This is a genomic window from Domibacillus indicus (assembly GCF_023715895.1).
Lineage (GTDB): Bacteria > Bacillota > Bacilli > Bacillales > Domibacillaceae > Domibacillus > Domibacillus indicus_A.
Genome location: NZ_JAMBOO010000002.1, coordinates 1 through 21,107, shown reverse-complemented (window position 1 = coordinate 21,107; position 21,107 = coordinate 1). Strand labels below are relative to the sequence as shown.

General features: G+C 39.8%; 25 protein-coding genes and 1 pseudogene. 17 read left to right on the top strand and 9 right to left on the bottom strand.

Features of this window, described 5'->3' with window-relative positions; translation table 11 throughout:
- Positions 1–577: 577 nt before the first annotated feature.
- Positions 578–904, bottom strand: coding sequence for a hypothetical protein (locus tag M3221_RS03305; RefSeq protein WP_251270135.1), 327 nt, complete (start codon positions 902–904; stop codon positions 578–580).
- Between the two features lie 648 nt (positions 905–1,552).
- Between M3221_RS03305 and dctA the strand changes: the two genes are divergently transcribed.
- From dctA to M3221_RS26765, 3 genes and pseudogenes are all read left to right on the top strand, one after another.
- The gene (gene dctA / locus M3221_RS03300) at positions 1,553–2,893 is read left to right on the top strand and encodes a C4-dicarboxylate transporter DctA (protein WP_251270134.1); all 1,341 of its coding nucleotides are present in this window, start codon (positions 1,553–1,555) and stop codon (positions 2,891–2,893) included.
- A gap of 302 nt (positions 2,894–3,195) precedes the next feature.
- Positions 3,196–3,327 (top strand): hypothetical protein, encoded by a 132-nt coding sequence (locus tag M3221_RS26215; protein ID WP_285878868.1) that lies wholly within the window; start codon positions 3,196–3,198, stop codon positions 3,325–3,327.
- Between the two features lie 776 nt (positions 3,328–4,103).
- Positions 4,104–4,483: pseudogene (locus tag M3221_RS26765) on the top strand (RusA family crossover junction endodeoxyribonuclease).
- A 217-nt stretch (positions 4,484–4,700) separates the two neighbouring features.
- Here M3221_RS26765 and M3221_RS03295 read toward each other — a convergent pair.
- The 3 genes from M3221_RS03295 to M3221_RS03285 form a co-directional block, all read right to left on the bottom strand.
- Complete coding sequence (locus M3221_RS03295) at positions 4,701–4,871, bottom strand: hypothetical protein (RefSeq protein WP_251270133.1); 171 nt, start codon at positions 4,869–4,871, stop codon at positions 4,701–4,703.
- A gap of 313 nt (positions 4,872–5,184) precedes the next feature.
- The gene (locus M3221_RS03290) at positions 5,185–5,613 is read right to left on the bottom strand and encodes a hypothetical protein (protein WP_251270132.1); all 429 of its coding nucleotides are present in this window, start codon (positions 5,611–5,613) and stop codon (positions 5,185–5,187) included.
- 607 nt (positions 5,614–6,220) lie between these two features.
- A complete protein-coding gene (locus tag M3221_RS03285; protein WP_251270131.1) occupies positions 6,221–6,775 on the bottom strand; it encodes a DUF7010 family protein in 555 nt (184 codons plus the stop codon).
- Between the two features lie 1,140 nt (positions 6,776–7,915).
- Between M3221_RS03285 and M3221_RS03280 the strand changes: the two genes are divergently transcribed.
- The 8 genes from M3221_RS03280 (at position 7,916) to M3221_RS03245 (ending at position 14,205) form a co-directional block, all read left to right on the top strand.
- Entirely contained in the window at positions 7,916–8,143 is a 228-nt protein-coding gene (locus tag M3221_RS03280) for a hypothetical protein (protein ID WP_251270130.1), read from the top strand.
- 214 nt (positions 8,144–8,357) lie between these two features.
- The gene (locus tag M3221_RS03275) at positions 8,358–8,555 is read left to right on the top strand and encodes a hypothetical protein (RefSeq protein ID WP_251270129.1); all 198 of its coding nucleotides are present in this window, start codon (positions 8,358–8,360) and stop codon (positions 8,553–8,555) included.
- A 180-nt stretch (positions 8,556–8,735) separates the two neighbouring features.
- Complete coding sequence (locus M3221_RS03270; RefSeq protein ID WP_251270128.1) at positions 8,736–8,930, top strand: hypothetical protein; 195 nt, start codon at positions 8,736–8,738, stop codon at positions 8,928–8,930.
- 105 nt (positions 8,931–9,035) lie between these two features.
- Positions 9,036–9,185, top strand: a complete 150-nt coding sequence (locus M3221_RS03265) for a hypothetical protein (protein WP_251270127.1) — start codon at positions 9,036–9,038, stop codon at positions 9,183–9,185.
- A gap of 300 nt (positions 9,186–9,485) precedes the next feature.
- A complete protein-coding gene (locus M3221_RS03260; protein ID WP_251270126.1) occupies positions 9,486–10,517 on the top strand; it encodes an FUSC family protein in 1,032 nt (343 codons plus the stop codon).
- A gap of 292 nt (positions 10,518–10,809) precedes the next feature.
- Entirely contained in the window at positions 10,810–12,168 is a 1,359-nt protein-coding gene (locus tag M3221_RS03255) for a glutamine synthetase family protein (RefSeq protein WP_251270125.1), read from the top strand.
- A 296-nt stretch (positions 12,169–12,464) separates the two neighbouring features.
- Positions 12,465–13,643 (top strand): beta-ketoacyl synthase N-terminal-like domain-containing protein, encoded by a 1,179-nt coding sequence (locus M3221_RS03250; RefSeq protein ID WP_251270124.1) that lies wholly within the window; start codon positions 12,465–12,467, stop codon positions 13,641–13,643.
- A gap of 178 nt (positions 13,644–13,821) precedes the next feature.
- A complete protein-coding gene (locus tag M3221_RS03245) occupies positions 13,822–14,205 on the top strand; it encodes a DUF6173 family protein (protein ID WP_251270123.1) in 384 nt (127 codons plus the stop codon).
- An 81-nt stretch (positions 14,206–14,286) separates the two neighbouring features.
- On the opposite strand, the gene M3221_RS03240 is transcribed toward M3221_RS03245, so the two are convergent.
- From M3221_RS03240 to M3221_RS03230, 3 genes are all read right to left on the bottom strand, one after another.
- Positions 14,287–14,436, bottom strand: coding sequence for a hypothetical protein (locus M3221_RS03240; protein WP_251270122.1), 150 nt, complete (start codon positions 14,434–14,436; stop codon positions 14,287–14,289).
- Positions 14,437–14,573: 137 nt separating this feature from the next.
- Positions 14,574–14,741 (bottom strand): aspartyl-phosphate phosphatase Spo0E family protein, encoded by a 168-nt coding sequence (locus M3221_RS03235; protein WP_242233099.1) that lies wholly within the window; start codon positions 14,739–14,741, stop codon positions 14,574–14,576.
- A gap of 178 nt (positions 14,742–14,919) precedes the next feature.
- Positions 14,920–15,708 (bottom strand): hypothetical protein, encoded by a 789-nt coding sequence (locus M3221_RS03230; RefSeq protein ID WP_251270121.1) that lies wholly within the window; start codon positions 15,706–15,708, stop codon positions 14,920–14,922.
- Positions 15,709–16,009: 301 nt separating this feature from the next.
- Here M3221_RS03230 and M3221_RS03225 point away from each other — a divergent pair, with 301 nt between their 5' ends.
- The 4 genes from M3221_RS03225 to M3221_RS03210 all read left to right on the top strand — a co-directional run bounded on the left by M3221_RS03225 (position 16,010) and on the right by M3221_RS03210 (position 18,663).
- A complete protein-coding gene (locus M3221_RS03225; protein ID WP_251270120.1) occupies positions 16,010–16,417 on the top strand; it encodes a hypothetical protein in 408 nt (135 codons plus the stop codon).
- A gap of 105 nt (positions 16,418–16,522) precedes the next feature.
- Positions 16,523–16,924, top strand: a complete 402-nt coding sequence (locus tag M3221_RS03220) for a hypothetical protein (protein ID WP_251270119.1) — start codon at positions 16,523–16,525, stop codon at positions 16,922–16,924.
- A gap of 39 nt (positions 16,925–16,963) precedes the next feature.
- On the top strand, positions 16,964–17,146 hold the full coding sequence (locus M3221_RS03215) for a hypothetical protein (RefSeq protein WP_251270118.1): 183 nt from the start codon (positions 16,964–16,966) through the stop codon (positions 17,144–17,146).
- A gap of 1,163 nt (positions 17,147–18,309) precedes the next feature.
- Positions 18,310–18,663: a hypothetical protein gene (locus M3221_RS03210; protein WP_251270117.1), complete on the top strand. Its 354-nt coding sequence runs from the start codon at positions 18,310–18,312 to the stop codon at positions 18,661–18,663.
- A 96-nt stretch (positions 18,664–18,759) separates the two neighbouring features.
- On the opposite strand, the gene M3221_RS03205 is transcribed toward M3221_RS03210, so the two are convergent.
- Positions 18,760–18,975, bottom strand: coding sequence for a hypothetical protein (locus M3221_RS03205; RefSeq protein WP_251270116.1), 216 nt, complete (start codon positions 18,973–18,975; stop codon positions 18,760–18,762).
- A 197-nt stretch (positions 18,976–19,172) separates the two neighbouring features.
- Between M3221_RS03205 and M3221_RS03200 the strand changes: the two genes are divergently transcribed.
- Both M3221_RS03200 and M3221_RS03195 read left to right on the top strand, forming a co-directional pair.
- Complete coding sequence (locus M3221_RS03200) at positions 19,173–19,430, top strand: hypothetical protein (RefSeq protein ID WP_251270115.1); 258 nt, start codon at positions 19,173–19,175, stop codon at positions 19,428–19,430.
- A 90-nt stretch (positions 19,431–19,520) separates the two neighbouring features.
- A complete protein-coding gene (locus M3221_RS03195; RefSeq protein ID WP_251270114.1) occupies positions 19,521–20,156 on the top strand; it encodes an MBL fold metallo-hydrolase in 636 nt (211 codons plus the stop codon).
- A 55-nt stretch (positions 20,157–20,211) separates the two neighbouring features.
- On the opposite strand, the gene M3221_RS03190 is transcribed toward M3221_RS03195, so the two are convergent.
- Positions 20,212–20,718, bottom strand: coding sequence for a hypothetical protein (locus M3221_RS03190; RefSeq protein ID WP_251270113.1), 507 nt, complete (start codon positions 20,716–20,718; stop codon positions 20,212–20,214).
- Between the last annotated feature and the right edge of the window lie 389 nt (positions 20,719–21,107).

The following is a 21,107-nucleotide window of genomic DNA, read 5'->3' as shown; positions in this document are numbered from 1 at the left end:
CTGGCACAATATTAGTAACGCTTATTCTTTTCTGTTTATATATTGAAGTCCAAGAGAAGCTGCTCAAGCGTAATCAATGAGTAAAAGCCGTATCAGCATGTTAACTGATACGGCTTTTACTTTAGGAAATTCATTGCTTATTCATTACCTTTCCAAGCCTATCCGCTGTTATCACAGTCACACTTGTTGTCATAAGCTTGGTGATCTTTTTTCACGCCGTTTGTATATCTCTTGCACAGATTTGTATCAAAAATGAAGTGTGTTTTGAGCCGTCTTGTGCGCTTTTTCAGCTAGTTCAATACTAGTAACGCTGACATGCCCGATGACCAGTCGCTTGATTTTAGGATTAATGGATTTGATTTTTTAGATGAAAACTGGTTCGTTATTGATGATGAGGGGATAGTCTTTTTCTAATTCGCTCAAAATGAAACAATCAATACGCAAAGAGCCTCCATGTTATACGGGGCTCTTGAGAAAAACAAAGGTATATTATAACTGGGGCTCAAACGCAATTATGAACAAACTTTAGAGAAAGTTTCTGTTTGGATAATATGTATTCACTAAAAATAAGAGAATCTTATTTGAAATTTTGGATAAGCGATTCCGCCTCATAAATAAATTGGTCTAATTGCTTTTTGGCTTTTGCAGCATCCATCATGTTTTCCGAGCGGATTGTCTCAATCTCTTCTTGCTTTAGTGACCGCAATGTTTCAGCAAGAAGTTCTAATGTGGGGATAGCGCCTGAGTCGAAAAAGAAAGACGGACGATCAGATTCAGCAGGATCTGATTCCTCTTGGAACTTAATTCCCGTTAGAGTCGAATAACAGGGCAGGCAAAAAGGTTTTTCATTTTCTTTTAAAACGGCCTGACTTGTATGACAGGACGCGCATAATGTGACAGACATTAAGGGACAACCTCCGTATTCAATTGTTATTTCATGAGTGTAACAGATTCCTGTTTTGCCAAGAAAGGGTAAAGCATCTCATTTTCAGTAAGGAAAATTAACTATAACGAACAGAAGAACGGAAAGCTTAGTGCGTATCTATGCCATTTTTCACAGGACGTCCGCTTTTATGTCGCGTTAAAAAGAAGGCATCTTAAAGTTCAATGTTGAAATGTAGATAAAATTATAAGGAAACTATTTTGTGGCTGCATCCATCTTTTGTCAAGCTGTCAGGGTACTTCTTGCGGAGTTCAGGCAGTTTTTAAACGATTCTTTTTGAGATGCAGCACTAGCTGCTTATGCTGGAGAATAGGTTTTACGATTCATTAAATTATGAGTAAAAGCCGTATCAGTCATCTTGCTGGTACGGCTTTTTATTTATTATTTTAAATTTAGTGGAATAAAACATTACGTAAATTAATTACAATTTATTGCTATACAGTTTTATTCAGGAAAACAAATAGAAGAAACACCCAAAAAATATAAAAAAATTAGCTGTAATGAACAATGAAATCTCAGTAAGCATGGTTTAAGATGATTAAGAGATATTTAATGTTATGTTTTGTTACATATTTGATCGGTGAAATATTGCAAAAGGGGGAGAGGAAGATGAAGAAAGAAAAAGCGAAAGTTCCTTTTTATAAAGGGCTATTCTTTCAAATCATGGTTGCAATTATAGCGGGGATTTTAGTTGGCTATGCATTTCCTGATATTGGACTTGCTTTAAAGCCGCTGGGCGATGGTTTTGTAAAACTGATCAAGATGATTATTGCTCCGCTTGTGTTTAGTGTCGTCGTAGTCGGGATTGCTAAAGTAGGGAACATTAAAACAGTAGGCCGGATAGGTGGAAAAACACTTCTGTATTTTGAAATCGTCACTACGCTTGCATTAATTATCGGGATGGTAGTGGCAAACCTGATGAACCCAGGTCAAGGAATGAATGTGGATCCTTCCACTTTAACTACAGATGCAGTAGAAGAAAAAACCCAAGGATCTGAATTGCCAAGTGAAGCTGAATTTTTAATGAGTATTATTCCTGATAGTGCGGTAGGTGCCTTTACAACAAACTCAATGCTGCAGGTTTTACTTATTTCCTGCTTGTTCGGCTTTGCTCTTGTTCATGTAGGCGGGCGTACAAGTGAAACGATTCTTGATTTACTAGAAAAAGTGAATGAAGTCTTGTTTAAGATTATGGATTACATTATGAAGTTAACAGCAATTGCCACATTCGGTGCGATGGCCTTTGCCGTTAGTCAGTATGGAATGGGGACACTTTTATCTTTTGGTAAGTTGTTTATTGCAATGACTATTGCGTGTCTTGCTTTTATTGTAGTATTAGCTATTATCACACGTGTATTTTTAGGTCTAAACCTTTGGAAAGTAATTGTCTATATTCGTGAGGAAATTATGCTCGCTTTTGCAACAGGATCTTCAGAAGCTGTCATGCCACAATTAATGGACAAGTTAGAAGACGCGGGCTGTAATCGTGCGGTAGTCGGGCTGGTTATTCCAACTGGTTATTCTTTTAACTTGGACGGTGCTTCTATTTACCTGTCACTTGCCTTGGTGTTCCTTGCGCAGGCGGTAGGGATTGATTTAAGTTTAATGGACCAGCTTATGATTTTAGGTGTTCTTTTATTAACGTCAAAAGGCATGGCGGGTATTCCAGGATCTGCATTCGTAGCGCTGTCTGCTACCGCAGCTGCCACAGGCTCTATTCCTGTTGCTGCGGTAGCACTGATGCTTGCTCCAGACCGCTTTATGGGTAATTACCGTACAACTGTCAACATTATTGGTTATGCAGTAGCAACATTTGTCATCGCACGCTGGGAAAGACTGCTCGATATAAAACGTGCAAAAGACGTATTGGCCGGCCGTATTAAAATTGAGCCTGTTAGTATGACGCCTAAAGCATCCAGCAACGATTTACCTTTAAAGAATTTCAAATAAATAATGGATAGAGATAAATGATAAGGGCTTGCTTACTTATGGAGCAGGTCCTTTATCATTTGCTGATATTTTTTGGAGGTTGGGTATTTAAGTATTCATTGCTGATGCAGCTTTACTTAGTTGGCTGCTTAATTTTATTGTTCACATGCAATGCCGTCTTTGCTCTTTTTTGCATAAATATCAAGAGTTTCGGACCTGCTATGCGCGACAGCTGCTTTTTTTGAAACGCGGGTTTAAAACACAAGGATAGAGTAAATTAATCATATTAAATACAACATGTTATACAGGTAAGGAGAATTAATTTGAGTGATTTTGCAGAAATACCAAAGCCGCCAGCAGAAACTCCAACAAAGTCACCAGCAGAGACACCGATAGAGCCGCCGGTGGAAGCGCCGACACAGCCACCAGCAGAAACACCCGCAAAAAATAAATGATTATTTTAACTTGATTCTCTTAGGCCCGCTATCCGTTATTGATAGTGGGTATTTTTTGTGGAGTAAGGGAGCAAAGCTAAAAATGTAGCAAAGGTCATTTTAGTAAAAAATGGAATGGCCCAATCAGTACTGTGGGGGTTGCTTCCATGGAAGGAATATAGCGAGTTTAGAAATCTTGAAAGGAGATGAGGCGATGAGTCGGCATGAAGTGTACGAAATGCTCAAGGGGCATCATAAAAAAACAGGAGCTATAGAGGCTTGAAAATATTATAGAAGTGACGTCTAATCCTCAGCCAGCCAACTATTAACATTCTGTTCTTAAATAGAGATCAGCGGCGGTTTAAAGCTAAAGGAACATGGGTCAAATGTATAACATAATAAACATTATGCAAAATTCAATAGCGGAACCCGAAAAAGAAAAAGGTAATATATCCTACTTTTCCTGTTCGCATTCCAGCAATGCTTTACTCAAAAGTTGAATGTCATTGTGGATGAGTTCCTTAAGGTTCTCATCTTCACATTTATGATAGTCATCTACAAGACGGCCAATCTCAGCAGAAAAAATGATGAGTAGATCTTCCAGAGTGAACAGCTCCTTTCTGTTTTTGAGTAGCTTGTTTCATTCCAGGTGTATTATGCATGAATACGTATAGAACTTTTATCGGGAAACAAAAGCTGAACATTGAAAGATATAGATAAGTCAGATGACAAAAATGATCGATGAGTTTCTTGAATAAAAAGTATAGTGAGAGTGGAAAAGGAGGTTGAGTTGATTCATTACATTTGTAGTATATGGAGAGCCGGTTGCGCCAGGCCGATCAAGAGCTTCGGCTTTTCATGGCAAAGTTCAAATGTATGATCCGCAAAAATCAAGGAGTGCGTAAAGTTCGCTGCTTCTCAGCGCTGACCCGTTCAGCTTCTAGAAGATCCATTGGAAATACTGACCGGGTATTCGAGCCAACACTGAAAAGCTTCAGAAAAAAGAAAGCAGCCACAGCAGGTCATTTAGGTAGATGACAGCCAGGTTGTTGATTTAAGAGTTTCAAAGTTTGATAGTGTCACACCACGCGTTGAAATCACAATTGAGTCAATTGGGCTGCAGCAAATGCAATTTAATCGTTTTTTCCCAATAGTAGCCGAAAGTGATAATAATTGAAAAAAGGAGGAACATAAAAATCCACAAAGCAGGGTTCATCATATCAGCTCCTTGCAAGTATTAGATGATTTTGGTCTCTGGCTGAGCGAAAGGTTTCAAACCTGCAAGTTGACAAATGAAATAGTTTCTCCGAATTAAATAAAAGGGGTGGCAGGACGATTAAGGGCAAGAGAGTGGATAAGAAGTGACAATAGTAAAAACAAAAAAATGAAGCGTTTTAATAAAATCGTTTATCTTTGTCTTTGAGTTTTTGATTATTGTCTTTTGAAGACTCATCGTTTGATTCGGAAAAGGATTTGGATTTTCTTGATAGGAAAATGACCGAAACAATGAAGCTTACCGTTAAAACCGCGGATAAAAACCATCCGAACAGTTCAATTGGATGCATGTTTTGGAAACCTCCTTGTTAAGGAAATCTTTGAATTATTTATTTACCCATTTAAAAGAAAATAAAGCGTTATTTTTTAATTTAAGACATAACAAAACATTTGAATAAAAGGGGCAGCTTTGCCATTTTCAGAGGGAGATTAGGTCTTTGTTAAAGTTGGAAGCAAACCTCTCGCCTCGAAGAAAGCTTCTAGAGTGAGGGATCGGGCAGGAAGTGACAACAGCAGTGGAGTACAGTCGCGGTGAGCAAGAGAAAACGCTAAAATCGTTCTTTAACTAAAAAGAAGCCGTGAAAAACGACTTCTTCATAAAAATTAATACATTGGATACTGTCCAGGCATCATATGAGGAGCGTTGTTATCATGGCTCTGAGGCATCATATGAGGAGCGTTGTTATCATGGCTCTGAGGCATCATATGAGGAGCGTTGTTATCATGGCTCTGAGGCATCATATGAGGAGCATTGTTATCATGTCCCTCCCCCATCATATAAGGAGCATTGTTATATCCTTCAGGCATCATTTGGGGAGCTTTGTTACATCCGCATCTTTTAGGCATTCTTTTGGGGGCATGGCTGCGCCCTTCAAGCATCATGTAATGCTGTTCCACCTTCATTACGTACTGAAAATGCTTTTGATAATAATACATGTGCTTTTGAGGATCTACATACTCGTATTTTTTCGCAAGCAGTCCATATAAGCTTGCTTTTTCTAAAAGATCCTTTAACATGTCATCCATTTTCATTAAAAATTCCCCCTTTTAACTTTACCTTAGTAGGGTATTCACTTCATTTTATGTTGTATAAGAAGATTGCCTGCTTTTGCATAATAAAACGGCAGATTGAGGTTTTTAAGAAGGAAGCGATATGCTGTAAGGCGTGTGTATCGATTTTGTGTGCGTCACTTTTTCAGGAATATGCGGCTAATATTATTGTGAATTTTTAGGTGTGTTCAGCAAAGAAGAGACTTTTATTTTAAAGTGCTGAGCAGATGATATATCCTCGAGAAGTTGAATGATGATTTATATGAAGAAAGACCTCACAGGTGCCGTGAGGTCTTCAAAGCTTGGTTAAGTACCGCAGTCGTAATATGCACCTGTTTAAAGTATGCCCAATAGGTAACCTTTTAAAACTTTTCTTTCCTAGCAGGTAAGTTGGCAGGCAGCAAAGGTGCAGCCTTAAAGAGATGACGAGAAAAGAAAAAGGGGATTTAAACAAAAAAGCCAGGGGGCTCTGACCGTAAATAGCAGGGTTATGTTTAGTTTATGATATTTCCGTCGGAAAGCGAATCCAAGCTGTCGTGAGTAAGACTGCTGGTTAGTATATCGCATGGAACAATCCTTGTGCGAGTAGTTAAACAGCATCAGTTTTAAGTTCCTTAAAAATCAGCAAAATACCGATTGCGTATACGATAGAAGTGGCCAGGGGTACAAGTGTAAATGCCTGCTCAACAAAGTAACCGCCTAAAACGAGAGCGGAAGAGCAGGTGCCTAATGTGATAAACAAATAGGCTCTGCTTCTATAGATCCACATGTAAGGGAGGAAGTGCGAGCCGCCAAGCAAGCCAATTGTAAAAGGAAGGTATTCAGGCATATGTCTATACACGAGGATAAACACAGGAATAAAAAAAGTCTGGGCAGCTGCAATCATACCGCCTAAAACACTAAGTGGATTATCGGTTGATAATAAATGGACATTCATCATTTTACATAGCAACAGACCAAATGGAAAAATCGCACTCATACCTAAAATCCATATCAAGCAGACTGGTTTTAAGGGCAAGACAAAGGGCAGGAAGGTAAATAACAAAAAAATGATGGAACCAGATAACAATATGGGAAATCCTTTTTTGGCTGCCAGGATCATATCGGTTTGAAACTGTTCAAGTGTTTTATTCAAGTAGTTCACTCCTTACGCTGGCATATTACGACCTGCCTATAATGTGCTATTAAATGCTTATATTTATTATGAACTTTAAAGGTTAAATCATTGATGAGATATTTTCAGGTTGCATGAAAAAGCAGCCAGGCCGGGGAGCCTGACTGGAAAAATGATGACGAGCTGTCGGAGTTGGGTTTGGGTTGTAACAGTAACATTATGGGCCATTAGATGAAAATTTATACAAAAAAGCCAGGGAGGTTTCCGGGCTTCAAGGCCGATACGAGGTGTTATGAATAGAGAGGGCGCTATTATGTAACGCCCTGATATTGGTCGTTTCCTTTACTTGGAGAAATTATGTGAAATCAATGTTCTTGCTTTATAAGGAAGGCAACTACTAGATAGAAATACACCGTTACTAAGATCAAAACCCACTTACGAAGCAGGATAGCATAATACGCTGAATGGGATTACTCATCTTTGGGGACAAATAAAGCAAAGTTATACAAGGAAACACTAAATGCGAAGCATCGGAGGAGCAACCTTGAAAGTGATACACTGGTCTCTGGTATTTGCAATTGCTACTTTTTTTGCAGTAGCCGAGTACACAAAGGCGAATATTAATCCCGTAGGTGTATCAGCATCTATCGCAACCGCCGTCGTAATTGGAGCATTTGTAAGGCCATTTATTAAGTAACAGGCAGCAAGAAGGAAAGAAATAATGGGGATGTGCGTAAAAAAGAACAGCCAGAGGGGGCTCTGGCTGCACTGTGTGAATATTACATGGGAGAGAGGAGTCTCTCGCTATCGGTCAGTATGGACAAGTTCGTCATATTTTATACAAGCCAAATAAAAAAGCTTATAGATAGGTTAATGAAGTCTACAGGCTTTCTTGAAAGTAGATTAGTCAGCAGTTGCCAGCTTTTCGTTTATTTTTCTGCAATAAGCAGATTTTTTTAAATCTTCAACCGTTATGAATACAGGTGCGAAAGGCAGAAGCTGCTAATTTATTGACTGGCTATACATGGATAACTTCTGAGTCCATTTCTCGTTTTGTTTCCATGCTGCATCCTCCTTTTGCGCCCTTGTACAGTATCATATGAGAGAGCAGCTAAGAAAGAAGGGAATCACCTCCTTTTGACGAAATGTTAGAAAAAGGGGGAGCGCGCAATGGATAAAATCATCTATAAAGTCAAACTGCAATTCGATAAAGACAATAGTGAGATTATCGAAGTCAAAGGTCCACCCGGTAAGGAAGAAGTAGTATTGAAGATGTTTACGGATCATGAAGAAAAATGGATTATTGACGAAAACAACCAGGCGATTAACTTGAATTTAGTAACAAAGATCTCATTTGTAAAACCGGCCAGTATAAAAGGTGAACCGGCAGACATGTAATGCGAGAAAAGATAACTAGCATCCTCTGGGGTGCTTTTTTCTTTGTTCAAAAAATCTTGGAGGTGACAGTGATGTAAATTGGCGAAATGGGATGATATTCAATCAAAGCGGGTAAAGTAAAAAACTAAATAAGTTAGCTATTAGGACAAGTAGTGTTTGAAGGAAGTTGACCACTTTAATCGAAATAAACAATAAAGGTAAAGGAGGGTTTCGAATGAAGGTAGAAGTAAAATATCGAAGATTTGATATGAAAGAAGGACGATTAGTACCTAATCTCAATTATTCTTACGAAATAGTAGAAATCGATAATCAATCAATCGACGACTCAGGAGAACTGGCAGGAGACGCCTTAAGCAGAAAATTACACTTAAGTAAAGATCGGTTTGAAGTAATCGAGAGCAGACCTATCTGAGTGTATAACCGGCTTTCTCGCTTGGAAACTTAAAAAGAACATATGTATATCAAGAGAAGTAATCTTCACGTACCACTTTCCCAAATAAAAGCAGCCGTCGTCTTGTCGGAATTTGATGAATGATTTTTATTGGATTTTAGCGCTTCCTCCTGCAATATATAGAAGGGAGGAAATGGGAAAATGAGTGAGAAACAAACAGAATTGAAAAAATACATTGAACAGCTAGAGAAATTCAAGGAATTGTGCAATATATTTCCACACATTACAGCCGTGTCTGCTTTACTTAGTGAAAAGAATATTGCAACGGAAGAAGAATTTTACAGGGAACTAAACAAATTTATAAAAGAAAAAAGAGAAACAATTGCATCCAAATAAACGGGTGCTATTTTTTATATCCGAATAAACAAAGCTCTTAGCGAAAGAGATCAAGCAGGAAATCATTCCTCTATTGCCGAAATGTAAATAAAAGGAGACGATGATATGACTAAACAAACGGAATTGACCGCAGAGGAAATGAATAAAATATTAAAAAACATTGAAATTGACCAGGGGACGAAAAAGCTATTGAAAACGTTAATTTTGGAAAAGAACAAGTTCATTCCTGATCGATTGGTATTTAAAAATGGCTGACTCCTCTATAACGCTTAATTAATGGTGGAAAGAATATACTTAAAATATAAAACAAGCGAGCAGCCTTCGGGGTGCTTTTTTCTATATTCCAGAAATACGCAGGTTTTAAGACACTTCCTGGCTGTTTAAGGCACCCGGCTTTTAAGGTACACATGAAGACAGACACAATTCTAATCAGACTGTTATACATACCCTCTAAAATAGATTAAAGAGAATTATTTGTAGTAAACTACATATTCCACTAAAATCAAATGAAAGTGTCTTTGTTTATATTGAAAAGCCAAACAGGAGGATTGAGAGATGACGTTAGGTCCGCGTGTCTTTAAGACAGGCATTGCTGTCACACTATCACTATACATATGTTATTTCTTAAATCTTGAGCCGGCTGTTTTTGCAGCGGTGGCAGCCCTTTTTACAATTCAGCCATCGATTTACCGATCCTGGCGGCAGCTGCTCGATCAGGTAATGACCAATACCATGGGCGCTGCGATTTCCCTTTTTTCTATTTACTTTATAGGAGACAACCCTATTATCATCGGGGTGTTGATGATGCTCGTAATTTCATTAAGCTTGAAAATGAAAATGGAAAGCACCATTCCACTGACCCTCGTGACAGTACTGGCTATTATGAGTACTCCGGACAATGAAAATATCGATTTTATATTGAACCGCTTTTTGATTATTTTAGTTGGTATTGGATCTGCCTTGGTCGTGAACCTGCTGATTATACCGCCAAACTATAAAAAGAATTACCTTGAAAAAACAAGAACGGTTTTTCAAAATATGTCACTGCTGCTGCGTACGGCCGTGTCCAATGAATTAACGGAAACATCTTTTCAAGAGCAAAGCAAAAAGCTCCAGGATGATATTCGGAAATTGGAGGACTTGTTCAAAATGTTCGATGAAGAGCGCACCAAGCTGTCGAAATTAAAGCCGGTTGATGTGCGGGAGATTGTCCTATTTAAGCAAATGCTCAAGACGCTTCAGCAGGGAGAAGAAATATTAGAAAATATCGAAGAACATTATTTCCAAACCGGAGCAAACGAAGCAGAGGATTATTTGTTTGATACTCATATTGAACAATTAATTAAATATCATGAATATTTATTTTTAAAATATGAAGGGAAAATCAAGCAGCAGGAAAACCATCACGAACTAAAAGAAATAAAGGAAAGCGCCGCTTTTTTTGAACGGGCGCTGGATATTTATAAGCAAAACAAAGACCAAAAATTTCGCTTATTGATTATTGCTTCTTCTATCGTTGAATATTCTTTTCACCTGCAGAGGATGGACCAATTAATCGACCAATACTACAAGGTACGAAAGGTTTGAGGAAAAAAGCAGCCGCTACTTATAGCGGCTGCTTTTTTATGGATTCATATTTTATACATTGGGAAAACGGGGTTTAATCCTGTTTTATTTGTTTTAAAAGAAAACAATAAAGTGCTTTAAGAGGTTCTTATTTTTCAGCCGAAAATCTGGAAGATTTCACTTTATAGAAAAAAACCATTACTTAAACTAGCATAAATATTCAAAAAAAATGATTGTCAAAACGTGTCGACTGAACTATAATCAAAATATCAGATGTGATATTACATAACGTGAACTTGGAGGAAAAGATGACATGACAGAAACTCTTATTTCAAATACAACAGAAGCAGCCTTAGAACAAATTAAAGAAACTATTAAAACGAAAAGTGTAGATTTACTTCACTTACAGTTTGTAGATATCGAAGGAATCTTAAAGCATGTCACTGTAACAGCTGAACAATTAGAAGATGTCGTAGAAGGCAAAATGATGTTTGATGGTTCATCTATTAAAGGTTTTTCTGCCATTAACAATTCAGATCTTTATCTTCAGCCTGATTTATCTACATTTGCGGTTCTTCCTTGGACAGAAGAAGAAGGCTACGCGGAAGCACGTTTTCTTTGCTCGGTCGTAAATCCAGATGGTTCTTTGTTTGAAGGAGACACGCGTAACGTTTTAAAGAAAACAGTTGACCGTGCAGCGGAACATGGCTACACGATTTCAGTCGGACCGGAATTAGAATTCTTCTTGTTCAAAGCAGACGAAAATGGAAACCCGACTACTGAACTATCAGATAACGGCGGTTACTTTGAGCCATCTCCAAAAGATCTTGGTGAGCGTGTTCGCCTGGAAATTTACCGTGCATTAAAAGCAATGGGCTTCACAATTGAAGCATCGCATCATGAAGTGGCTGAAGGCCAGCATGAACTTAGCTTTAAATATGCAGATGCATTGGGTGCAGCGGATAAAGCGACTACGTACAAGTGGGTCGTTAAAACAGTTGCGAAACAATATGGCTTACACGCAACATTTATGCCAAAACCAAAGTTCGGAATCAATGGTTCTGGTATGCACGTGAATATGTCGTTCTTTAAAGGAAATGAAAATGCATTTTTTGATCCTTCTGATGCTTTGCAATTATCAAAAGAAGCGTACCACTTTATTGCGGGTCTATTAGAAAATGTGAAGAGCTTTGTCGCAGTAACAAACCCATTGGTAAACTCGTACAAGCGTTTAGTTCCAGGCTACGAAGCACCTTGCTACCTTGCTTGGTCCGCTTCTAACCGTTCTGCTCTTATCCGTATCCCGGCGAAGAAAGGTCTTGCAACACGTGTGGAACTGCGCTGCCCGGATCCATCTTCAAACCCTTACTTAACGTTTGCAGTTATTGCTTCTGCAGGCTTGGATGGAATTGAGAAAGAACTAGAAGCGCCAGCGTCTATTAATGAAGACATCTTCCACATGACGGAAGAACAAAGAGCGTCTTACGGAATTGAAAGTCTTCCTGGCAGCTTAAAAGAAGCAGTAGAAGCACTGGAATCAGGCGATATTGCAGTAAATACATTAGGGGAACACGTTTATAACGAATACGTTTCTTTGAAAAAAGCAGAATGGGACAGCTACCGTACAGCCGTTCATGGATGGGAAATCGAAAATTACCACGCAAAATTCTAATCAAAAGCGGGCTTTTGCCCGCTTTTTTTGATAGCTCTTCATTTCACCTTGTTGGTAAAATGGAGGGCTGTTTTTCTTTTTCTTTCCACGGGTGGATGTGAGATCCTGTTTACACTAAAACGGATCTTTATGTCGTGCAGGCAGAAAAAGATTGCATCAATCTCTTATAACATTCTTTAAAGGGCTTCGGCTGCTTTCGCCCCGTCACCCTTGATAAAGAGGAGGAAAAATAACTCATTCATTTCTAACTTCAGTGTTATACTGATAAAAAACAGGACTTTAGAAACGAGAGATCAATGATGAAAGTAGCAGTGACGGGGATGGGCGTGCAGCTTCCAGGAGCGGACAGTGTAAGCCGCTTTGCTGAAATGCTGGCTCATAATATTTGTCCCTTGCAGGTTGTAAAAAATATAGGAACGCAAAAACACAGAGATTTAGTTATGGGTGTGATTGATCATGAGATACTGAGTGATCCTTATTTTAAAAGGTATTCGAGGGTAAGCAAACTGGCCATCGCCGCAGTGAAAGAGGCGTTTAAAGATATCCATATAGAAAATCATCCAGGTAAACGCATATCCGTGATTTTTGGGACGTCTGTAGGCGGGCTCACAGAAATCGAAGAACTCGTGGCATCCGCTGCACAAGAAAACCTGCGGCGTTATCCGGTGACGGGTGTTGCCCATGGCAATATTGGGTCACTTGCAATGGGGATTGGTTCATATATAAAAGCTAATCATCTTCAGTTGACACTTGGAAACACATGTACCGCCAGCACCGATGCTATTTTGCTCGGAAAACAACTTCTTGAAAGTTATACCACGGACATATGTATAGTTGGGGGAGCAGATTCTTTAATTAATCGAACACTCGTGTACGGCTTTTTAAAACAAAGGGGTCTTGCTGTTGAAGAAGATGTACGTCAGGCAGGTATGCCGTTTTCAACATCGACTCAAGGATTTGTTGTGTCTGAAGGGGCTGGGGCGCTTGTGTTGGAGCGGGAAGAAGATGCTGTGCGAAGAGGGGCAGACATTTATGCTTTTATCGAAAAAGGGTTTTCCAATCATGATAATATCTCAGTGTTTCAATCCGATCAAACCGGAGAAAACATGACTGAAGTAATTCAGGAAATATGCGGAAGCCGCCTGCCGTCATATGTGAACAGCCAGGCTTTAGGTTTAGAGGAAAATGACCGGGTGGAGGCCAGTGCTTATCGAAACTGCTTCGATGGCAGTGTTCCCATTACGTCTATAAAAGGGCTGTTCGGCCATACCTTTGGAGCCTCGGGTGTAATACAGGCGATTGCTTCCATTATCAGCATTCGGGAAGGCTTTATTCCTGCCACATATGGAACCGATAAAAAGAGCTTTGAATCACTGCCAATTGTAACCGAAAAACAAGAAAAGCCGGTTTCCTCGGTTGCGGTGACGACACACGGCTTTGGAGGAAGCAACACAGGGCTGCTTATTACAGGATAAGGCGGCCTTTGTTCTGCAAAGCGGCGACTGATCGGACTGAATCGGCAGGCTTTTTTATATCGGGCGGATTAAAAGGGGAAGAACGCTTCTGAGGACTTGGGTAATAATTTCTCGAAAAAGGAGATAATAAAACGGGATGTAAAGCAGATTTACCCGGTTCGAAGAAGGAGATGATAAAGTGGAACAAAAGCCAGATTCACTTCAACCAATGAACGACAGTGACATTTGCAATGAGCTGCCTCTACCGATGAGTGCACCGGGACAAAAAAACCTGGCAAGTGAAGTGTATAAGCATTTAAAAAAGAGAGCGGAAGATTTTGACAACAAACTGGATGGCACTCAGGGGGTGGGTGTGAAACTGATTCCGTCCGGGCAGTCGGTTACTTTTCAAGTCAGGGCATTAGGTTATTGTGATCCGAGTTTAATCATTTTTGATGGCGTTACGGAGAGTGGACTGGAAGTGCAGTTGATTCAGCACGTATCACAGCTTAACTTTTTGCTGATGGCCATGCCCCGGCCGAACCCTAAAGAACCAAAAATTCCACTCGGTTTTATTCAGTAAGGCAAAAGTCACTTTTATAGGTGGCTTTTTTTATTTGAAGCTTGGAGAAAAAAGGGGTAAACGCCATAAAAGGCGCTCGCTTTACCCTTCTTTATTCTTTTTTCCATCATTGCTTTTATCTATGCCTGTCGCGTTGTTAACCGCTTGAACAATCAAGTTAAACCCTTGATCCATGGTTTTAATGGATTCATCTTTCTGTCCCGTTTTTTTCGCCTGATCTTGCTTTTCCATGTTGTCACCTCCTCTATATAGAGTTTGTTGAACGCCCGGAAATATTCGGAGGTGCTGTAGGGAAAGGAGAAAAAAGATAAGTTTATGTTGGGTAAACACGCAAAAAAAGCCGGAAATTTTTCCGGCTCTATAAATAGTCAGCTCGTTTGAAGCTGATACTCAATAATTAATTTATCTAATTCCTGGCTGTAACCTAACACTTCCTCACTTCCGAATCCATAAATAGCAGCAGCGAGAATCATTAGGTGGCGCAGTTTTTTAATTTGGAATGATAATTCTTCAAGAATTGGCTGGTTCGTATCCATATGCATTCTCCCTGTCAAAAAGAATAGGAACTAACTTGATTATAGGATATTTTACATAGAAAAGAAACAGTTGTTTGTGAGAAGATCTGACGAAAGTAAAGGAAAGTGCTTGAAGTAACATTCACAAGAAATGAGAGGAAAGAGAAGTAAAGTTAAACGCTGGTCATCCAGCCGGGATTTATTTTATCCTCGGATCCTCTACTTTTAGCTTTCCTGTGTGCATACTTTCTAAAATAAGCTTTCCATCATCTGACTCCATTTTCAAGATGCCATACTGCCGCTTGATTATCCCTTTTTTCAAATCAACTGGTGCCACAATAAAGTGGCCATTATATTTTCCTACGACCACTCGGCGGGGGTCCTCTGTCGTTACGTAATAAGCTGTTTTAAAATAAGCTTGAAAATAGCCGAGAGCGCTGCTTAATATTAACACCCCAATTCCAGCTGATATATACCAAACCAATTGATTGTGTGTATTTGGATTTTTTCGCGTTACAAGATAGGTGATTTCAGAGAAAATAAGCAGAAATACAATGATCGTGCCGATTGTTAGGAGAAAGGTAAAGGCTTTATCGTATTCCGATGTCATAAAAAAATCAGTGGATTTAGAAATCACAAGCAGGGCTGTAATGAGGAACGAAAAAACAAAAAGGATTCTAGTGTACCATCTTTTTGAATACATTTTTGAATAAGCCGCTGGTGAGGAAAATAGGGAAATAAACTGCGCCAGCACGAGGCATAAAATAAGCAGGTAAAATAAGGTCCCAGTGAAGTTAATCAATTTAATTTCGATCAGTTCAGCCGGCATGCCGTAATACCTGAATTGACTTTCCGTATAAAAATACATAAAAGCAACCGACAGAACAGAAAACAGGCTGAAAAGAACAGTCAGATCAACTCCATGTATAAAAGAAAATAAAGCGATGTTCTTATTTGGGATGGTTTCCTGCTTTTGTGAGTTTTTCATCGAAACGCCCCTCCTAAAAAGCCAGCCGCAAAAAAGCGGATACTGGATAATGGCATATGCAGCACTCTTATCATATGAATTCGCCGTTATTTGTTGCTTTTCTTAAGCACTGATCGATGAATATGGCTCGGCTGCAGCGGTGATACTATCCGCTCAAGCTGTGTACTGCGCCGCTGTATGGCCGAAGTAGAAACGTACATGGAAACCTCGGTAAAGAAAGGATGAAAAAAGTGGGCAGAAACGGAATCGGCGAGAAAGCTGCTGTAAACGGCGAGGAAAAGATAAGGAAAGCGGCAGACTTATGAGTGAAGCAGTTCCTTTTAATGAATCACTTGTTCAGTACTCATCCGGCTGGCAATGGGACGACAAAAAATACTGGGGAGAAGCGGGCGAGATTATTGGTGTTGTACCGGATCGCATTGTGATGGGAAAGCCGCATGATCAACGTTCAACGGAGTATTGGTTTTACTTTGCTGCCATCAGCCGGTCCCTCACCGCTGATTTTGTGCAGAAAGAAAAAAGAGCCCTAACGTCAGATGAGGAAAGAGCGTTAAATGACCGGGCCAGAGAGCTGATGAAAGAATCAATTTTGCACAAAACTCCCGTGAAAATGCTTCTGGCCAGGTATGAAGTGACCAATCCATACAGACCGCCTGATCTTTCCGGATTAAAAGTAGTCGAATACCTGCCGGCAGGCTCGGCTCATTGAATAAAAGTGTTTCGTATAAAAAGAGATAAACTGAACAGCAAAAGGAAGAAAAGAAGCGAAAAAAGTTGTATCAGCGATTCAGCTCAGCTGATGCGGCTTTTTTGTATGAAAATGTCTGTGACCCGGGGGCTGGCAGAATTGAAGCTGCTGGACAAGCGTATCAAGACAGTAATGAACTCGGCTGCATTCGTTGACTTCGCCATCGGTGAAAAAGCGGTGAACGGATACACATCGAACAAAGAATATGAAGATAAAGTGCAATCAGCTTATCAGTCTGTGAAAGATTTGATGAAGCGACGCAATGATATTAAGTCTGCGATTGTTCTTTCCAATGCCATGACAAGGGTGAAAATTGCGGACAAAGAATATACGGTAGCGGAAGCCATCGAGCGAAAAACATCTATTCAATATGAAGTGCAGCTTATGCAAAAAATGAAAAACGAGTATACAAAAGCGGTAAACAACATTCAAAGAATAAATGAGGAAGTCAAAGAAGAATTGAATTGAAAGCTCGATGCTTTATATGGGCGCGAAGCAAAAATAAAAGTGGACGAAAACAATGAGCTTGTAAAAAGCTATCGAAACGATAACGAAGCTAAAATGATCGATCCGCTGAAAATCCGCCATACATACGAGAAATTGGAGCAGGAAATGGATGAATTTTTATCAGAAGTCGATTTTGTCCTGTCTACCTCGAATACTTTGACGGAAATTGAAGTGCCGGAATAAGATAAAGCGGTTAGTCAGTCGAAAATCAGCAAAACTAAACAGGTGCCGGCGGCTTTGGCCTTACAGCCGCTAACTTTTCATTCATCCATTTGAGGATACAGGGAACTTAAACGCGAGCGAGCGTTATCAAGCTGAAAGCTCAAAGTCAAACGTTCAAACCTTAAAGGTGAAAGATCAAAGCTCTTAAAAGTTAAAGCTTAAGGCTCAACGTTGATAAGTTCGATAAAATCCATGAGAACGGCTTAGGCGGTGTTTGTTTATCGGCCGCATTGATTGCCGCATGGCTGATTGGCTAACTGCCTGCATAAAACAATACATCCTTTTTCAAATCAAAAAACCGTTCATCGTGAACGTTTTTTTGATTTGAAAGAAAGAGTGTAATCACAAGGATGTTTATTAAATTATTTGTTCTATTTTTAGAAAATGTAAGATAAATAGAAAAACAAAAGTAAACTAAAAAGTATTAAGTAAATAGAATATTCAAATTTTTAATCCCAGTCTTATAAAAAGTGACAATTCCTATTATATGGGTATTCAGTATGTATGGTTTCAAGAAAAGAATGAATACAGCTGCTTCTTTCCATCCTACACGGGACATATTCGTCTTTAAACACAGTAAAAAATAGTGTTTTTAAAAATACATATTTCATATTGTGCAAAATTCAAATAAAGAAATAAAAAAGAACAACCAACATATTTTTAAACTGGCTGCTCACACTCCAGCAGTGCATTTTTTAAAAGCTGGATATCTTCTTCTATTAATTTCTTAAGGCGCAAGCTGCGACACCGGTTATGATCATCTATTAAACGACCCAATTCAGCAGAAAGAAGAATGATCGTATCTTCCAGAATGAGCACTCCTTTTTGGATAATTTGTTTTCACCAAGGTGCGGGACAGATGAACGTGTGGGTGATGTCTATCAAACTACTAAAGGGTAAAATAGTCAAACCTATATGTTTATACCCTAATTTCAAAAAATTATGCGTAAATATATAAAAAAATTCATTTATTGGAGAACGAAGCTTCTTCAATGCGATAAAAGACATGTTACCTGTGGTAAATAAAAGAGTTTTTGTTTATTTTAAAACGAATGGTGAAAAATATCGACATGAAAGTGAATATTCCAAACCAACTGTACAAGTAAGGAAGGAGACGGCTGTGAATGACACAGTGTATTTTGCAAATTAACAAAAAAGCGCACCGGGCAGGGGACCATATTGCGTTTGCAGCAGCAGAAACATTGGATCCGCCCATCGATATTGGCGGAGGAATGTGTTATCACCGATATATTGAGCATTATGAAAAGCTTGCTTCTGAAGAGGAAAGAAAAATAGGCTTAACGAATATTTTAAGCACTGAGGAAACAGAAAACGAAATTTTTTATACGGTAGACGAAAGCCAGATTCCGTTTATAAAAGAGGTGGCCGTTTCAATTACGAATGAATTTCCGGAAAGCTATGAGCGCCAGTATACGGAGTTTATTCAACGTCTTCAAAATGAAAAAATTATTGCTTGAGAAAAGTAAAAAGGAATATGGAGCCGTCGTTTTAAAGGCTTAAATGAGAAATAAACAAAACAAGCAAGCCGTTCTCCTGTCCGGCTTGCTTGTTTATTAGTACATGGTATTAGGAGGAGACGAAAAGGAAAAAGAAGACGGGCCATGGTGTTTTTCCAGCATCTTGAAATGCCGTTCTAACTGATCGACGTATTTAAGGTGAAGCAATTCAAAGTGCATATGCTTTTGCGGATCTACATACTCATATCTTTTTGCCAGCAGGCCATACAAACTCGCCATATCCAAAAGATCTTTTAAGGTTTGATCCATCATCTCAAAAAAAGCCTCCTTTAAAGAGTTACTTTAAGATATTCAAATACGGAATCTTTGTATAAGCCGTATGCCTGTTCTTTGATCGTACACTTGAAACGGCTATGTATAAGGTTTTCTTTTACGCTGGCAAAATAGAGGTGAATTTTGCCCTTTTTGGGGAACATAAAGAATAAAGCTAAAAAAGGAGAGTGAACAATATGGAAAGAGATTCCGGTACAGAAAATGTTATTGACGGGCTTAGTCAGCACGAAAAAGACGTGTATCGTTTTATGAGAGAAGAATACGAAAGAACGATGAGCTACGGTGATGCGTATGATGCTAAAGTGCAGGATCCTCAGCTTACCGCACTTGTGAGCCGTGAATTTAATATTTCCGCTGATGAAGCAAGAAACATTTATATGGATGTTGAATCAAAAATAGCCGATTTTCGCAGGAAACAATCAGGAAAAGTGTAAGCGCCTATCCCGGCGCTTTTTTGCTGGGCAGCACATCCGGAAAAGGACAGCCGTTCTTTCATGATAAAATGAGAAGAAGAGGTGATAGACATGGAATGGATTGGGCTGCCGGCAGGGGCGCTTCAAGCGAATGCATACGTGATTTACGAGAAAGGAAGAGCCTTACTGATCGATCCAGGCGGAGAAGGGAATAAAATTCGGCGGTTTATCCGACAGAAAAAATTGCAGCCGGAAGCCATCCTTTTAACACATGCCCATTTTGATCATATAGGGGCAGTGGAACCGCTTCGGGAAGAATACAGTATACCGGTTTACCTTCATCACGCTGAAAAAAAGTGGCTGTTGAATCCGGCTTTGAATGGATCGGCTTCTTTTGAGGGAATAGAGCCTATTGTAGTAAACCCCGCTGATCAGCTATTCACAGGGGAAGGAAGGCTTTCGATTGGCAGCTTTTCTTTAGATGTGTACGAAACTCCGGGACATTCTCCCGGCAGTGTCAGCTTTTATTTTAAAGAGGGAGGCTTTGTTGTTGTAGGAGATACCTTGTTTGAAGGAAGTATCGGCCGTACGGATTTAAAAGGCGGGCAGGAAACCCAGCTGTTGAAAAGCATTCATCAAAAGCTTTTAACGCTGCCGTACGATACATACGTACTGCCGGGTCATGATAGTGTGACAACGATTGGCCGGGAAAAAGAAAATAACCCTTTTTTAAAAAAGCATAAATAAAACTTACATAAAAAAGCTGTGTTTGTTAAAAGAACAAACACAGCTTTTCACGTTTTTAAGCGGATGTGTCTTTTCCTGCCTGTCTCTCTTTCCAGGAGGCATGCATTTCCTGAACACCGCTTATAACTGTTTTTAATCCCTTTTTTCGGATTCCTTTTGGTGAAATAGGTTCCATCAATATGTCTGCTCCAGCCGCTCCCGCAATCGTTGCAAAAACACCAGCAGTTCCGGCGGCCACTGTTCCGGCTGTGACCGCGGCTCCCGAGACGGCTCCGGTGGCAGTGGTTACCGCACTGGCTAATCCAGCCGCACCGACAGCCGCAGCTGCGCCAGCGACGGCGGTCCCGGCTGTGGTCACGGCTGCAGCAGCTGCCGTTCCAGCCGCTGCAGCCGCCGTCGCTGCAAGCGTTCCAGCTGCAGCAGCGGTGCCTGTGACAACAGCAGCGGTGCCGGCGATGGCGGCTCCTGCAGCCGTCGCGGCAATCGCGCTAGCAGCCAGCGGAGCGGCTGCAGCAGCTGCCACTCCACCTGCTACATAAGCAGCACCTTTCCAAAATCCCATACAAACACCTTCTTTTTTTGATTGTTATCTGCATTCGTTTAAGCAGGAAACTCCTATACTCATTATGTACCCCGAACAGTCTTTCAGCACACATTTAAAAGAATGAACGCCCGTATGAAATCTTCCCGGCGATCAAGCCTGTAACAACAGGGGGTGTAATCATAGCTTGATGCTGTTTATGATCACTGAATCCTTTGAACAAAAAATTAGCGCCGCATTCCCCTTCAAAATCTCCGATTTAGTGGGGGTTAGGCGCTAAGGGCTTGATTCTTCTTATTCTTCTATGTATTTTTTATGACATCGCTTGCCGCTTCTTAATTATCATCACTCATGCCGATTCTCTTTTCATTTTACAAGTGATTTCCATTTTGATACGATCAACCTATCAT

Excerpts from the sequence above, each read along its gene's own strand:
- M3221_RS03240 (WP_251270122.1), bottom strand. The coding sequence starts at position 14,436 with ATGGAAAAGCAAGATCAGGCGAAAAAAACGGGACAGAAAGATGAATCC.
- M3221_RS03280 (WP_251270130.1), top strand. The coding sequence starts at position 7,916 with ATGGATAAAATCATCTATAAAGTCAAACTGCAATTCGATAAAGACAAT.
- M3221_RS03190 (WP_251270113.1), bottom strand. The coding sequence starts at position 20,718 with ATGGGATTTTGGAAAGGTGCTGCTTATGTAGCAGGTGGAGTGGCAGCT.
- M3221_RS03200 (WP_251270115.1), top strand. The coding sequence starts at position 19,173 with ATGGAAAGAGATTCCGGTACAGAAAATGTTATTGACGGGCTTAGTCAG.
- M3221_RS03225 (WP_251270120.1), top strand. The coding sequence starts at position 16,010 with ATGAGTGAAGCAGTTCCTTTTAATGAATCACTTGTTCAGTACTCATCC.
- M3221_RS03220 (WP_251270119.1), top strand. The coding sequence starts at position 16,523 with ATGAAAATGTCTGTGACCCGGGGGCTGGCAGAATTGAAGCTGCTGGAC.
- M3221_RS03195 (WP_251270114.1), top strand. The coding sequence starts at position 19,521 with ATGGAATGGATTGGGCTGCCGGCAGGGGCGCTTCAAGCGAATGCATAC.
- M3221_RS03305 (WP_251270135.1), bottom strand. The coding sequence starts at position 904 with ATGTCTGTCACATTATGCGCGTCCTGTCATACAAGTCAGGCCGTTTTA.
- M3221_RS03255 (WP_251270125.1), top strand. The coding sequence starts at position 10,810 with ATGACAGAAACTCTTATTTCAAATACAACAGAAGCAGCCTTAGAACAA.
- M3221_RS03290 (WP_251270132.1), bottom strand. The coding sequence starts at position 5,613 with ATGAAAATGGATGACATGTTAAAGGATCTTTTAGAAAAAGCAAGCTTA.
- dctA (WP_251270134.1), top strand. The coding sequence starts at position 1,553 with ATGAAGAAAGAAAAAGCGAAAGTTCCTTTTTATAAAGGGCTATTCTTT.
- M3221_RS03260 (WP_251270126.1), top strand. The coding sequence starts at position 9,486 with ATGACGTTAGGTCCGCGTGTCTTTAAGACAGGCATTGCTGTCACACTA.
- M3221_RS03270 (WP_251270128.1), top strand. The coding sequence starts at position 8,736 with ATGAGTGAGAAACAAACAGAATTGAAAAAATACATTGAACAGCTAGAG.
- M3221_RS03235 (WP_242233099.1), bottom strand. The coding sequence starts at position 14,741 with ATGGATACGAACCAGCCAATTCTTGAAGAATTATCATTCCAAATTAAA.
- M3221_RS03275 (WP_251270129.1), top strand. The coding sequence starts at position 8,358 with ATGAAGGTAGAAGTAAAATATCGAAGATTTGATATGAAAGAAGGACGA.
- M3221_RS03265 (WP_251270127.1), top strand. The coding sequence starts at position 9,036 with ATGACTAAACAAACGGAATTGACCGCAGAGGAAATGAATAAAATATTA.
- M3221_RS03210 (WP_251270117.1), top strand. The coding sequence starts at position 18,310 with ATGACACAGTGTATTTTGCAAATTAACAAAAAAGCGCACCGGGCAGGG.
- M3221_RS03250 (WP_251270124.1), top strand. The coding sequence starts at position 12,465 with ATGATGAAAGTAGCAGTGACGGGGATGGGCGTGCAGCTTCCAGGAGCG.
- M3221_RS03230 (WP_251270121.1), bottom strand. The coding sequence starts at position 15,708 with ATGAAAAACTCACAAAAGCAGGAAACCATCCCAAATAAGAACATCGCT.
- M3221_RS03295 (WP_251270133.1), bottom strand. The coding sequence starts at position 4,871 with ATGCATCCAATTGAACTGTTCGGATGGTTTTTATCCGCGGTTTTAACG.
- M3221_RS03205 (WP_251270116.1), bottom strand. The coding sequence starts at position 18,975 with ATGATGGATCAAACCTTAAAAGATCTTTTGGATATGGCGAGTTTGTAT.